At 60.4% G+C, this 13,954-nt stretch carries 11 protein-coding genes; 4 read left to right on the top strand and 7 right to left on the bottom strand.

All coding sequences use genetic code 11. The features are described from left to right. Nucleotides 1-60: 60 nt before the first annotated feature. Entirely contained in the window at nucleotides 61-1,272 is a 1,212-nt protein-coding gene (locus tag GO014_RS02785; protein WP_157289036.1) for an LL-diaminopimelate aminotransferase, read from the bottom strand. Between the two features lie 427 nt (nucleotides 1,273-1,699). Here GO014_RS02785 and GO014_RS02780 point away from each other — a divergent pair, with 427 nt between their 5' ends. Both GO014_RS02780 and GO014_RS02775 read left to right on the top strand, forming a co-directional pair. Continuing rightward, a complete protein-coding gene (locus GO014_RS02780) occupies nucleotides 1,700-2,989 on the top strand; it encodes a glycosyltransferase (protein ID WP_116590161.1) in 1,290 nt (429 codons plus the stop codon). Between the two features lie 62 nt (nucleotides 2,990-3,051). Further along, nucleotides 3,052-5,049 carry an NAD-dependent epimerase/dehydratase family protein gene (locus tag GO014_RS02775; RefSeq protein WP_157289035.1) on the top strand — a complete coding sequence of 666 codons (1,998 nt, stop codon included), beginning with the start codon at nucleotides 3,052-3,054 and terminating at the stop codon, nucleotides 5,047-5,049. A gap of 47 nt (nucleotides 5,050-5,096) precedes the next feature. On the opposite strand, the gene lon is transcribed toward GO014_RS02775, so the two are convergent. After that, nucleotides 5,097-7,523 (bottom strand): endopeptidase La, encoded by a 2,427-nt coding sequence (gene lon, locus GO014_RS02770; protein WP_157289034.1) that lies wholly within the window; start codon nucleotides 7,521-7,523, stop codon nucleotides 5,097-5,099. A gap of 289 nt (nucleotides 7,524-7,812) precedes the next feature. On the opposite strand from lon, the gene rocF reads away from it, so the two are divergent. After that, complete coding sequence (rocF, locus tag GO014_RS02765; protein ID WP_157289033.1) at nucleotides 7,813-8,784, top strand: arginase; 972 nt, start codon at nucleotides 7,813-7,815, stop codon at nucleotides 8,782-8,784. A gap of 96 nt (nucleotides 8,785-8,880) precedes the next feature. Here rocF and clpX read toward each other — a convergent pair whose 3' ends face one another. The 3 genes from clpX to GO014_RS02750 all read right to left on the bottom strand — a co-directional run bounded on the left by clpX (nucleotide 8,881) and on the right by GO014_RS02750 (nucleotide 11,457). Continuing rightward, on the bottom strand, nucleotides 8,881-10,158 hold the full coding sequence (gene clpX, locus GO014_RS02760) for an ATP-dependent Clp protease ATP-binding subunit ClpX (RefSeq protein WP_104894562.1): 1,278 nt from the start codon (nucleotides 10,156-10,158) through the stop codon (nucleotides 8,881-8,883). Between the two features lie 174 nt (nucleotides 10,159-10,332). Beyond that, nucleotides 10,333-10,962: an ATP-dependent Clp protease proteolytic subunit gene (locus GO014_RS02755; RefSeq protein ID WP_104894563.1), complete on the bottom strand. Its 630-nt coding sequence runs from the start codon at nucleotides 10,960-10,962 to the stop codon at nucleotides 10,333-10,335. Between the two features lie 267 nt (nucleotides 10,963-11,229). Continuing rightward, complete coding sequence (locus GO014_RS02750; protein WP_343030726.1) at nucleotides 11,230-11,457, bottom strand: hypothetical protein; 228 nt, start codon at nucleotides 11,455-11,457, stop codon at nucleotides 11,230-11,232. A 137-nt stretch (nucleotides 11,458-11,594) separates the two neighbouring features. Between GO014_RS02750 and GO014_RS02745 the strand changes: the two genes are divergently transcribed. Next, entirely contained in the window at nucleotides 11,595-12,851 is a 1,257-nt protein-coding gene (locus GO014_RS02745; RefSeq protein WP_157289032.1) for a cytochrome P450, read from the top strand. Here GO014_RS02745 and GO014_RS02740 read toward each other — a convergent pair. Then, complete coding sequence (locus tag GO014_RS02740) at nucleotides 12,848-13,492, bottom strand: SdpI family protein (RefSeq protein ID WP_157289031.1); 645 nt, start codon at nucleotides 13,490-13,492, stop codon at nucleotides 12,848-12,850. The two genes, GO014_RS02745 and GO014_RS02740, sit on opposite strands and share 4 nt — an antisense overlap. 5 nt (nucleotides 13,493-13,497) lie before the next feature. After that, nucleotides 13,498-13,899 carry a VOC family protein gene (locus tag GO014_RS02735; protein ID WP_157289030.1) on the bottom strand — a complete coding sequence of 134 codons (402 nt, stop codon included), beginning with the start codon at nucleotides 13,897-13,899 and terminating at the stop codon, nucleotides 13,498-13,500. Between the last annotated feature and the right edge of the window lie 55 nt (nucleotides 13,900-13,954).

Raw genomic sequence — 13,954 nt, 5'->3', positions numbered from 1 at the left:
CTTTGGCTGGAGTTGGTCCTCCATACAAAAGGTGACCTGTTTTGTCATGTAAATTGTTGGCTAAGCTTTGAGCGGCACGACATTGCCCTGCCCGGCCTTGCCACCGAGCAGCTTCTTGACGTTGCGCGCGGCCTGGCGGATGCGCTGTTCGTTCTCGACAAAGGCCAGACGGATATATTGATCGCCATATTCACCAAAGCCGACACCCGGTGCGACGCCCACACCGGTTTCCTGGATCAGCAGCTTGGCGAATTCGAGAGACCCAAGATGAGCGAACTGATCGGGGATCGGCGCCCAGGCGAACATGGTGGCGCGCGGCACGGGAATGGTCCAGCCCGCGCGGCCAAAGCTTTCCACCATGACGTCTCGGCGGTGTTTGTAGATCTTGCGCACCTCATCGACAACTTCGTCGGAGCCGTTGAGGGCGGCGACCGCGGCGACCTGAATGGGCGTGAAAGCGCCATAGTCGAGATAGGACTTGACGCGCGCCAGGGCGGCAATCAGGCGTTCATTGCCAACAGCGAAGCCAACGCGCCAGCCAGGCATGGAATAGGTCTTGGACATCGAAGTGAACTCGACGGCGATGTCCATGGCACCGGGCACCTGCAAGACGGAAGGCGGCGGCACGTCATCGAAATAGATCTCAGAATAGGCCAGATCGGACAGGATGAAGATGTCGTTGGCCTTACAGTACCTGACAACCTCGGTGTAAAAATCGAGATCGGCGGTGTAAGCGGTCGGGTTGGCCGGGTAGTTCAGGACCAAGGCGATAGGCTTGGGGATTGAGTGCCGCACGGCCCGATCGAGCGAGCGCATGAAGTCTTCGTTCGGGTCGGCCGGCATGGAGCGCACGACGCCACCAGACATGATGAAGCCAAACGAGTGAATGGGATAGGTCGGATTGGGCACCAGGACCACATCACCCGGGGCGGTAATCGCCTGGGCCATGTTGGCAAAACCCTCCTTGGAGCCGAGCGTCGCCACGACCTGGGTCTCGGGATTGAGCTTCACGCCGAAGCGGCGGCCATAATAGCTCGCCTGGGCCTTGCGCAGGCCCGGAATGCCCTTGGAAGTCGAATAGCGATGGGTGCGCGGATCGGCCACCGTCTCCTTGAGCTTGTTGACGATGTGGTCCGGGGTCGGCAGATCGGGATTGCCCATACCCAGATCGATAATATCCACGCCCTCGGCGCGCGCCTTGGCCTTGATGGGGTTGATGTGCTCGAACACATAGGGGGGAAGGCGGCGGATGCGATGGAAGACTTCGCTCATTTGATCCTCGGATGGCCCTATGGGGCCTGAAACTGGCCGCGCCGCGCCAAAGCGCCACGCCTCTATCATGTTGAGGCTGATTATCGCGGAATTATGGTTGTCTACGGGTTAAGCGGCCCAAACGGACCGGAAACAAATCTATTCGGCTCTTCCCGGCCAGTTCCTGGCCATGTGGGAAGAGCTATCGGGCGCTTGCCGCCGCTGCCTCGAAGCGAGCCGCCACCGGATTGCCGGCGAGCAGTGCTCCAAACCATGCAACAGTGAACGGGGACGCCATGTCTCTTGCCCTTCAGAAATGACTTCTGATACCACCCAAGCGTGGTCAGCGCCTTTTTATGGCCTGAGACAAGTCTTGTAAATGCCAGCGAGCCTTTACATGTAATCACCTTGTCGGCCACAGCGCGGCCGGGGCTGTTCGGATAGGTGCATGGGAAAACGCGTCGCAATCGCAACAATCGGCACTTCTGGGGACGTTCGGCCCTATCTGGCGCTGGCCAAAGCGCTGCAGGACGACGGCCACGATGTCGTCCTGGGCACAAATGCCGATTTTGAAGAGATGGTTACCTCGCATGGGGTCGAATTCCACAGCCTGGGAACCAAGATTCAGGACTGGCTGCAGGAATCGCGATTCGACAACGCGATCAGTCAGATGAAGCTGCACCATTTCCCGCAATTGCTGCGCGAGGGCCAGGCCCTGGTGGAACGCGCCGCGCGCAATGCCTGGGCCATGTCGCAGGGTGCGGACGCGATTGTGGTCAACATCAATACCAGTTTCGGCATCGACATCGCCGAAGCGCTGGACATTCCCGTCATCATGACGGCGATGCAGCCGCTCAATCCGACACGAGAATTTCCCATCTGTGCCTATGAGGTTCCCGATCTGGGCCCGACCTTCAACAAGCTCAGCTATATCGCAATGAACCTGCAGCAGGCCTATTACGACATGCCGCGGGACCGGGTGCGCAAGCAATTGATGGGGCTTGGTCCCCGCAAGCGCGGCGGGCTGTTCAAGGATAGCAACGGTAACAACATACCGACGCTCTACAATTTTTCCGCGACGGTTTCGCCCCGCCCGCGCGACTGGCCGCAGACCGCCGTTGTAACCGGGTTCTGGTTTCTGGACGACAATAGCGGCTGGGAACCATCGCCCGAATTGCAGGCCTTTCTCGATGCAGGGCCACCGCCGGTCTATATCGGCTTCGGGTCGATGCCCTTCGGGGCGGAACGCAATACGCAATTGCTGCGCTCGGCGCTCGAACAATGGGGCGGACGCGCCATCGTGGCGCGTGGCTGGGGCGGCATCAATCCCGCCGATTTGCCAAACACCGTCTTTGCGGTTGCAGAGGCGCCGCATGACAAGCTGTTCCAACTGGTTTCGGCCGTGGTGCATCATGGCGGCGCCGGCACCACGGCAGCGGGCCTCAGAGCTGGCCGGCCGACCTTCACCGTGCCGCAGGCCTATGACCAGCGCTATTGGGGGCGCCGCGTCAGGGCGCTGGGGTGCGGGCCTGCCCCCGTGCGGCTGCGGGCGATCACGCCGGAAATTCTGGCAAGTGCGCTCTACGAGCTAACTAACAACAAGGCGATGGCCGCCAATGCAGCGACCATCGGCAAGGCGCTGTCGGAGGAAAAGGGCCTGGAGACGGCGGTCCGGTTCATCGAGACCACCATCGAAGCTGCAGAAGCTGGCGCTCGGCGCTATCCGGTAACCGGGTGAACCGCCGCGAGCACATCGATCCGACACAGGTTCCGGGGCCCTCGCCTGCGGTGGTGCAGCCGATGCAAATCTGCCTAGTTGGCGCGGGCGGCGGCATTGGCCAGCAACTGGCCAAGACGCTGGCGGTTCGGCACAAGGTCGCGGCGGTGTATCGTCGTCCGCCCGCGGGCGTGCCCAAGAGCGTTCATGCCGTGCAGTTCGACGACAAGATCGGGCTGACCGAGGCGGTTGGTGCTGCCGAGGTTGTCGTGCATGCGGCGCTAAACACCAAGGCACGCGGGCGGCAGTTCATTCCGGCCAATCAGGCGACGACCGAGCAGTTGCTGGCGCTGATTTCCCCGGAGCGGTGCAAGCTGTTTGTCTATTTCAGCTCCCAGGTGGTCTATGCAGCGCTTGATCCGAAAGAGCACCCGGTGCAGTCCGAGGATGCAGATCTGGCGGGCACCAAGCGGCTTGATGCCTATACGCGGCTAAAGCTGACGGAAGAGGCCCGGGTGATAGCGGCTTGCCGAGACAAAGGCATCAATTATCTCATCGTGCGGCCGACCATGGTGATGGGACCGGGCATGGCCTGGTCCAGCGGGATAGTCGACGCCATGCGCATGGCGCCTATCGGTCTGAAAAACCGAACCATAAACCTCATTCATGTGGCAGATCTGGCTGGACAATTGCTGGCGCTGATCGAGCGCGGGGTGGCCAACGAAGTGGTCAATCTCGGCGACCTCGATGTGCGCTCGGATGACTATTTCAGGCATGCGGCGGGGCTGGCACAACGGCCAATCCTGCTCGCGCCTGACTGGCTGGGCAAATTCGGGGGGCGATTTATCCCTTCGACGCTTTGGTTTCTGGGCCATGACGTGCAAGTCAGCTCGGACAAGGTGAAGGCATTGAGCGGGGTGGAGACCGGGCGCACGCTGGCCGACTTCTTCGAGCCCCCTGCCCGCGTTGTCGATGCGAGGAGCCTAGATGACATTCGTGACACGGTACGGAGCGGCAAGCCCTACCACGCCATAGGACGCGGCTATTTCCTCTGGTTCAACGACCGCAAGCAGACCGACCAATTGGTCATGGAGCATTATTCGGGCGTCATTGGCCTTGCCGACAATGCCCTGACGGTGAAGGCCGGCACGACGCTGCGCGCTATGCTCGGCCATCTGGTGCCGCGCGGGATGACGTTTGCTACGCTCCCCGAATTTGTCGATATTTCTGCGGGTGCTTGCTTTTTCGCTGAAGTGCATGGCAGCAGTGCCGAACACATCTCGATGTATGACCTGATCACCTCGATCCGCTATGTGGACGAGACTGGCGAGGAAAAAGTCTCTCTGCGCGACGATGCCCTCTGGGACCGGCTGCGGGGTGAGGGCGGGATCGTTGTCACCGAAGTGACCTTTGCGTGCCGACCCAGCCGACTTCTGGCCAATACCATCGAGTGGCAGAAGGAAAGCCGGCTCGAGGATTATGTAGCCGGCGAATATCGCGTCAATTTCAGCACGACAGTTCATTGGTATCCGCGCAGCCACGAATTGATGGTTTACAACGTCAATCCGGTCGACGGGCCAGAACCGGGTGACCGGCGCCCTTTTCCGCCGATGCGCGGTTCGCCGCACTGGATCCAGAAGCTGCTGCTCAATCTGCGAATGCGCGGGCGGCAGCGGATCGTTGGCTCCTCCGAACGTGTACTGGCGCCCTGGACCGGAGTGCCGGCCAAGCATTTTCTGGGGAAGTTCTTTCGCGAGACGCGGCGGCGGGTGCGCAATATGGAGGTGTGCGTGCCCGACACCCATGCGGCCGACTTCATTGCCAAGCTGCGGCGCCATCTCCCGGAGATGCAACTGATGCCCGGCCAGGGGATCGGGGTGCGGTTCACGCGCGACCCAGCCAGTGATCGCGGCTTTGTCTGGGTGGAAATGACCTCGCGGGACGCGTCGCAGATGCATGCCATGGTGGAGATGGCGCGCGCCGCCTGTGGCGAGCAATTCTGGCTGCACCGCGGAAAATATGTGCCCAACGGCATTGACGTGGAGCACCTCTACATTCCGCGGCACGTCTCCCCGAAATAGAAATGGCGGCCCGGAGGCCGCCATCACAGTTCTGAATATAGCCAATATCAGTGGGTGACGCTGGCACCCGCATCGTCGGCCGGGTCGACCTTAGCGGCCACGGCAGGTTCAGCGTCGAAGTCCCACTCGATCGGCTCGGGCTTGCGCACCAGCGCCCGCTCGATGACCTGATCCATGCGTGAGACCGGCACGATCTCCATGCCTTCCTTGACGATATCCGGAATCTCCTGGAGATCGCGGACATTTTCTTCAGGGATTAGCACGGTCTTGATGCCGCCACGCAGGGCCGCAAGGAGCTTTTCCTTGAGACCGCCGATCGGCAGAACGCGACCTCGCAGGGTGATTTCGCCGGTCATGGCGACATCATTGCGCACTGGAATGCCGGTCATCACCGAAACGATGGCGGTAGCCAGGCCAATACCAGCCGAGGGTCCATCCTTGGGGGTGGCGCCTTCGGGCAGGTGGACATGAATATCACGCGTATCGAACATGGGCGGTTTGATGCCGAAGTCGATGCAGCGGGACTTCACATAGGCCTGAGCTGCGGTGAGCGACTCCTTCATCACTTCCTTGATGTTGCCGGTGACCGACATGCGGCCCTTGCCCGGCGTCATCACGCCTTCGATGGTGAGCATTTCGCCGCCGACCGAGGTCCAGGCAAGGCCGGTGACCAGACCGACCTGGGCTTCGGCTTCGATCTCACCGTGCTTGAAGATCATCGGGCCGAGATACTCGGCCAGCCGTTCTTCGGTAATCTCAATCGACTTGACCTTGGTGCGGACGATGTCGGTGACCGCCTTGCGCATCAGCTTGGAGATTTCGCGCTTGAGATTGCGCACGCCGGCCTCGCGGGTATAGCCACGAACGACCTTCATCAGCATCTCGTCGGAGAGCACGAATTCGCCGTCGGCCAGCCCGTTTTCCTTGGCGGTTTCCGGGATCAGGTGCTGCTTGGCGATCGCGTGCTTTTCCTCTTCGGTGTAGCCGGAGAGGCGGATGATCTCCATGCGGTCCATCAGCGGGCCAGGGATGTTGAGCGTGTTCGAGGTGGTCACGAACATCACGTCCGAAAGGTCGAAATCGACTTCCAGATAGTGATCGTTGAAGGTGCTGTTCTGTTCGGGATCGAGCACTTCGAGCAGGGCCGATGACGGATCGCCGCGGAAGTCCTGACCCATCTTGTCGATCTCGTCGAGCAGGAAAAGCGGGTTGTTCTTGCCCACCTTCTTGAGCGACTGGATGATCTTGCCGGGCATGGAGCCGATATAGGTTCGGCGGTGCCCGCGGATTTCGGCTTCGTCGCGCACGCCGCCAAGGGCCATGCGGACAAATTCACGGCCGGTCGCCTTGGCAATGGACTTGCCGAGCGAGGTCTTGCCGACGCCCGGAGGACCGACCAGGCAGAGGATCGGGCCCTTGAGCGTACCGGTGCGAGCCTGCACGGCCAGATATTCCAGAATGCGTTCCTTGACCTTTTCGAGGCCATAGTGGTCCGCGTCCAGGACCTTTTCGGCCATGGACAGGTCGCGCTTGACCTTGGACTTCTTGCCCCAGGGCAGGCCCAGAAGCGTATCAAGGTAGTTACGAACGACCGTGGCTTCGGCCGACATCGGACTCATGCCCTTGAGCTTCTTGATCTCGCCTTCGGCCTTGGCGCGGGCTTCCTTGGAGAGCTTGGTCTTGGCGACGCGCTCTTCGAGTTCGGTGATTTCGTTGGCGCCATCTTCGCCATCGCCCAGTTCGCGCTGGATCGCCTTCATCTGCTCGTTCAGGTAATATTCGCGCTGGGTCTTTTCCATCTGTCGCTTGACGCGGGAGCGGATGCGCTTTTCCACCTGCAGGACGCCGATCTCGCCTTCCATAAGGCCGATGACCTTCTGCAGGCGCTCGATGACCGAAACGGTTTCGAGCAGATCTTCCTTTTCGGGGATCTTGATGACGAGATGGCTGGCGATGGTGTCGGCCAGCTTGCTGGCATTCTCGATCTGTCCGACGGCCGCGACGACCTCAGCCGAAATTTTCTTGTTGAGCTTGACGTAGTTCTCGAACTCGGACTGAGCGGAACGGGCCAGAGCCTCGACTTCGGTCGCATCTTCCTCAGGCTCGGGGAGCACGGAGGCCTCGGCCTCGAAATATTCCTCGGTCTGGAGATAATTGTCGATGGTGGCGCGATTAAGCCCTTCCACGAGAACCTTGACCGTACCATCAGGCAGCTTGAGGAGCTGCAAAACGGTGGCGATGGTACCGGTGGGGTAGATCTGGTCGGGCGCTGGATCATCGTCCTGCGCATTCTTCTGCGTCACGACGAGGATGTGCTTGTCGTCGCGCATCACTTCTTCAAGCGCCTTGACCGACTTCTCGCGCCCCACAAAGAGCGGCACGATCATGCCGGGGAAGACGACGATGTCGCGCAGCGGGAGGACCGGGTAAACCCGGTCCCGGCTTGTTTCGCCGGTGGAGGTAACTTCCGACATCACATATCCTTTCCGGGGCGCGCCGGAGGGAGGAATTGGTAGCGCGCCCGTATTGCGACTGCCCAATCGTTATGAGGCTGGGCGATTCAGGTTAATAAATAGGGTGGACCGCCCTGCCCGCAAGTCAAGCTTTGCGGTTTTGTGACCAATAGCGTTACTTCGCACAGGAGATATGTGCAAAAGGCCGGAACACGGGTGTGCCTTGGCTGCCGAAACGAATGTGGTGGCCTGCCTGCATATCGGCATGTCAGTCTGACCCTATATGATCCAGTCCGTCGAGGAACCAGACATGCCCCCCATTCGACCCAGACGAATTGACTTTATCGGCGTTGCCACCGCCTCGGGTGCGTCGGTGCGGGGCTGTGGCATGGGGCCGGAGGCCCTACGCGTAGCGGGTATGCTCGAGGCCCTGATCGATCTCGAGCTTGACGTTGCCGACCATGGCGACTTGCGCAATTCGCATGCGGGTTTATCCACGACCCCCTTGAGCTGGCGTACGGTGGAACAGCGAAAGGGCGATGTACTCGAGTTGGCGCAGCAGGTCAGCGACGCGGGACTAGGAATTTTGGACGCCGGTCATTTTCCTGTGTTCCTGGGCGGCGATCACTCTATCGCGATAGGCACAGTTTCTGCGGTGGCCAGGCATTGCCTGCCGAAACAGAGGCCGGTGCATGTGCTCTGGGTCGATGCCCATGCGGACTACAACACCCCCGAAACCTCCCCCTCAGGCAATCTGCATGGCATGCCGCTGGCGCTGCTGTGCGGGGAAAAAGAGTTCGATGCGAGCTATCGTGGCGACTGGCTGGGACGGATCGATCCGCGCAATGTGACCGTTTTCGGGGCCCGCTCGGTGGACCGCGAAGAGCGAAAGCTGGTGCAGGCGCGCGGTGTCGAGGTGATCGACATGCGCAAGCTTGACCAGCTCGGCATAGTCGCAACCATGCAGCATGTGATCGACAAGGCCAAAGCCGATGGGGCGCATCTGCATGTCAGTTTCGATGTCGATTCGGTCGATCCCAGTATTGCACCTGGCGGCGGTACGCTCGTGCCGGGAGGCCTCAGCTATCGCGAGGCGCATCTGGTGATGGAGATGCTGCATGACAGCGGGCTGGTCGGATCGCTCGACGTGGTGGAGCTCAATCCCTTCCTCGACCATGGCGGCAAGACGGCGACGCTGATGGTGGACCTGGTCGCGAGCCTGTTCGGTCGATCGATCATGGGTGAGGAAGCCGGTCCCGTGGAATTCGTGACGCAGGATTAGCATCCACACTCTGGACAGGGTTTCCTTCAGGGGGAAGGGAACAAAGAAAAACGCCGGGCACTGGGCCCGGCGTTTTCACTTTTCAGTGTCAGGACACTACGCCGTTGCCGGCGCCTCGTCCTTGTTGCGCTCGGAATAGATGTAGAGCGGACGCACGTCCTTGCCCCGCACCACATCCTCGCTGATCACCACTTCTTCGACGCCTTCAAGCGAGGGCAGGTCGTACATGGTGTCGAGCAGGATGCCTTCCATGATCGAGCGGAGGCCGCGGGCACCGGTCTTGCGCTCGATGGCCTTCTCGGCGATGGCCTTGAGGGCATCCTCGTGGAAGGTGAGTTCGATCTCTTCCATCTGGAACAGGCGCTGATACTGACGAACCAGGGCGTTCTTGGGCGCGGTGAGAATTTCGATGAGCGCAGGCACATCGAGATCTTCCAGCGTTGCCAGGACCGGCAGGCGACCGATGAATTCGGGGATGAGGCCGAACTTGACCAGATCCTCGGGCTCCACCTCGGCCAACATTTCACCAACGCGACGATCGTTCGGATCCTTGACGGTGGCGGCAAAGCCGATGCCCGAACCCTCGCCACGCGCGGAGATGATCTTTTCGAGGCCCGCAAATGCGCCGCCGCAGATGAACAGAATATTGGTCGTGTCCACCTGCAGGAATTCCTGCTGCGGGTGCTTTCGGCCGCCCTGCGGGGGCACGGAGGCAACGGTGCCTTCCATGATCTTGAGCAGGGCCTGCTGAACACCTTCGCCCGATACGTCTCGGGTGATCGAGGGGTTGTCCGACTTGCGGGAAATCTTGTCGACCTCGTCGATATAGACGATGCCGCGCTGGGCCTTCTCGACATTGTAGTCGGCAGACTGCAGCAATTTAAGAATGATGTTTTCCACGTCCTCGCCGACATAACCGGCTTCGGTGAGGGTGGTGGCATCGGCCATGGTGAAGGGCACATCGAGGATGCGCGCCATGGTCTGGGCCAACAGGGTCTTGCCTGAACCGGTGGGGCCGATCAGCATGATGTTGGACTTGGACAGTTCAACATCCTGGTTCTTGGCTGCGTGGTGCAGGCGCTTGTAGTGATTGTGGACAGCCACGGAGAGCACGCGCTTGGCGCGGAACTGGCCGATGACGTAGTCGTCAAGCACCTTGCAGATTTCTGCAGGTGTGGGCACGCCCTCGGAGGACTTGACCATGGAGGTCTTGTTCTCTTCGCGGATGATGTCCATGCACAGTTCGACGCATTCATCGCAGATGAATACGGTCGGACCGGCGATCAGCTTACGCACTTCGTGCTGCGACTTGCCGCAGAACGAGCAGTAAAGCGTGTTCTTGGAGGTTTCGCCGTTCGTCGTCTCTTTGGACATCCAGTCACTCCCGGGGGTTGAGCACCCCCAAAATCAAGCGTTAACAGGCAGGCTAACGCTCAAGGCATAAAGAAAGTCTAAGCCGAAACGACCTTAAAGGCCGTTCCGGCTCGGTGCAATTGCGCTTGGATCACAGTCCACGGCGCATCAGCATTGTGCTTAACGCGCGCCAAGTCAGGCGGATGCCTCCGGCACTGCGCGTTTTTCCATGACCGCATCGATCAGGCCGAAGGCCTTAGCCTCTTCGGGCGACAGGAAGCGGTCACGCTCCAGAGCGTTCTCGATTTCCTCATATGAACGGCCGGTGTGCTTCTCATAAATCTGATTAAGACGACGCTTCAAACCCTCGACTTCCTTAGCATGAATCAGGATGTCGGTGACCTGACCCTGGAAGCCGCCGGACGGCTGGTGGACCATGACGCGCGAATTGGGCAGCGAGGTGCGCATGCCCGATTCACCGGCTGCCAGCAGCAGCGAGCCCATCGAGGCGGCCTGGCCCATGACCATGGTGGCAACGGCCGGACGGATGAACTGCATGGTGTCGTAGATGGAAAGCCCAGCCGTCACCACGCCACCCGGCGAGTTGATATACATGGCGATTTCCTTCTTAGGGTTCTCTGATTCGAGAAACAGAAGCTGGGCGACGATGAGCGAGGCCATGTTGTCCTCGACCACGCCGGTCACAAAGATGATGCGTTCGCGCAGCAGGCGCGAATAAATGTCGAATGCGCGCTCGCCGCGGTTCGACTGCTCGACCACCATGGGAACGAGCGTATTCATGTAAAGATCGTGCGGATCCCGCATATGGTTTGCCCCTTGACCTTGCCCCGGGTCGCGGACCGGATAGCAGGCTTGGTTGGTTTGGACTTGCCCTGCACCATATCGCACCCTTGGCGAAACAGGCTGGGCGTGCCGGAAAATAGAATCAGCGCGACAGGCTGATTGCAGTCGACGCCGCCTTAACGGGCGGTAAAGGCAGAGATAGGCGGCAATGGGGCAGGCTTCAATAGTCCGACCGTTTCTCGCCCATTTCTTGTGGCTAAAAGGTGAATGAAGCCAAATTGTCTCAATTTAGCTGAAACCGACCGCGATGCCCTTTTTGCGGAAGTAGGCCTGCATCAGCTTGCGGCCCTGACGATTGCCCTGGGCCAGCTTGGCGGTTTCGAAGGTGGCTTCCTTGATCCCTTCGCGTGCCATGGCGCCCTTTAGCGCAGCGATATGGGTATCAAGGTCTTCGTTGTCGTTCTGGATCGAGGCGTAGATGGCGTCGATTGCCTCGGAATAGGTGATGTCACTCACAGGATTTATGCTCCTCGAAACTGTCGCCCTCTTCCCTAGCGATTTTTTCGACAGGAGCAAGGCGCGAGGGCATAGGCAGATCCAGCGTCACGTTCTAGATTTGACCAACCGATCAAAAAAACATCAGCCCCGAGACTATGGCCGCAATTACTCAAGTCAAGCCGATCACCGATGTTCCATCGCTGTTAAGCGCAAGCGCGGCGCCACAGGATCCTAAGTTCTACCAGGACCCTTACGCTTTCTACGCGCGGCAACATGCGAGCCACCCGGCCTTCTTCTGGGAAGAGTATGGGCATTGGTGCTTTGCCGATTTCAAATCGGTCAGCGCCCTGTTGCGCGACAAGCGGTTCGGGCGGGATATTCTGCATGTGGCGAGCCGTGAAGAGATCGGGCTGCCCGGGCCCAAGCCGCATGTGGCGGACTTCGATCTGACAGAGAAATTTTCGCTGTTGAACCTGGAGGCGCCGGCCCATACGCGGCTGCGGACGCTTGTGAACCGTGCTTTCGTGTCGCGGCAGGTGGAGCAATTGCGTCCGCGCATCCGGCAATTGGCGCACGAGATCATCGATGGGTTCGAGGGCGCGGAGAGTGTTGATCTGATCAAGGCCTTCGCCGCGCCGATCCCTGCGATAGTGATCGCCGAAATGATCGGATTGCCGGCCGAAATGGCGCCGCAATTGCTCAACTGGTCCAACCGTATGGTGACCATGTATATGTACAATGTCACCCACGAGACCGAACTGGATGCCAATCAGGCGGCGGCGGATTTCACGGCCTATCTGCGTGACGTGATCGCGGAACGGCGCAAGGCGCCGCGCGAAGACCTGCTCACCCATATGCTGACCACGGACCGCGACGGCGACGTGCTGAGCGAAGACGAGGTGATATCAACCGCCATTTTGCTGCTCAATGCCGGGCATGAGGCGACGGTGCATACGACTGGCAATGGGGTGAAGTCGATCCTGGACAGCGGGCTCGACCCGCAGAGCCTGTTCGCAACGCCGGAACAGGCGGAAAGAACCGTGGAGGAATGCCTGCGTTTCGATGCGCCCCTGCACCTGTTCACCCGCTATTCGCTGATGGACACGGACGTGGACGGCATTGCGCTGCGCAAGGGCGACGTGATCGGGCTAATGCTGGGGGCGGCCAATCGTGACCCGGCGCGGTTCGCCCATGCCGACCGGTTCGATCCGTTCCGCACGGATGGCGCCCATGTCAGCTTCGGCGCGGGCATCCACTTCTGCATCGGTGCGCCATTGGCGCGGATCGAGTTGCAGGAATCGATGCGTGTGTTGTTCGAGCGGCTCCCGACCCTCAGGATCGTCGAGACACCGCGCTATGGCGATGTCTACCACTTCCACGGGCTGGAGAGGTTGATGGTGGGGTGGCGCTAGTCCTGCATGAAGCGGGTCGCAAGCGTAACCAAGCCGGCCAACAGGGGCAGCGTGCCGAGGGTCCCCGCCATTGCAAGCACAAGCATGCCCGGGCCCGGATCGGTCCAGGCCAGCCAGGCCAATACGATGGCGGCAAGCCCCGAAGCGATTCCGCTGATGCGGTGGACCAATGTCCAGGCGCGATCGGATGGAATGGGCCAGGGCATGCGCAGGCCGGCATAGGAATGGCGCTCGGCCTCGTAGATAACGACGGCCAGCACCAGCAAAATGGCCGACAGGCCAAAAGCCGTGATGCGGAACATATCGATGTCCGAGCCGATGCCATTGAAAAGCAGTCCGAGCTGGCAGGCCGCGGCGACGGCCAGAAGCAGGCTCAGCGCCGGGTCCAAGATATGCCTGGTCTTGGCAAGGTGGTTCTTGGTCAGCGCATGTCCGAGAAGAAAGAAAGCTGCCAGAAGAAAAAGCTGTAGCGACGGCGCGATGGTCAGGGCGAGATTGCGCGGCCATAACCAATCTACAGTCGAACCGCGCCAATGTGCCGGGAACGCGTAACCCTCGGGGATGTTGAGGACAGCGACACCGGCAACGGCCAGGGTGACGATGAAAATCAGGATGTGAAAGCGCGTGACGAGACTGGGCATGGCAATCAGGTGAGCAGAGCCGCCCGAAATACAAGGTGGACTTTGTTGCCATCAGGATCGCGCAAATAGGCGCCGAAATAGTCTGGTGCATAGTGCGGTCTGAGGCCGGGCGCCCCCTCGTCCCGACCGCCGGCCGCCAAGCCTGCAGTATGGGCCTCGATCACGGCGTCCTTGCTTGGCGCGATGAAAGCCAGCATCGCGCCGTTCCCAGGTGCTGCCGCCTGCCCGTCGAACGGTGCATAGACATAGAAGCGCGGATATGGGGACTTTCCCACCCAGCAGAGCGCCTCCGGTCCGCCATCGGGCTCTACCACGCGCCGACGAAGGCCAAGCGGCAGAAGCACGGCATCGTAGAACTGACCAGCACGTTCGAGATCGTTGCTGCCGACGGTCACGTGGCTGAACATGACATCTCCCAAAGCAAAGGGGCCGGTTTCCCGGCCCCTCGCAATATTCGAAATT

Source organism: Devosia marina, assembly GCF_009758415.1.
Taxonomy (GTDB): Bacteria; Pseudomonadota; Alphaproteobacteria; order Rhizobiales; family Devosiaceae; genus Devosia; species Devosia marina.
The sequence above is the reverse complement of the archived record's forward strand: the minus strand, read 5'-3'. Positions and strand labels throughout refer to the sequence as shown.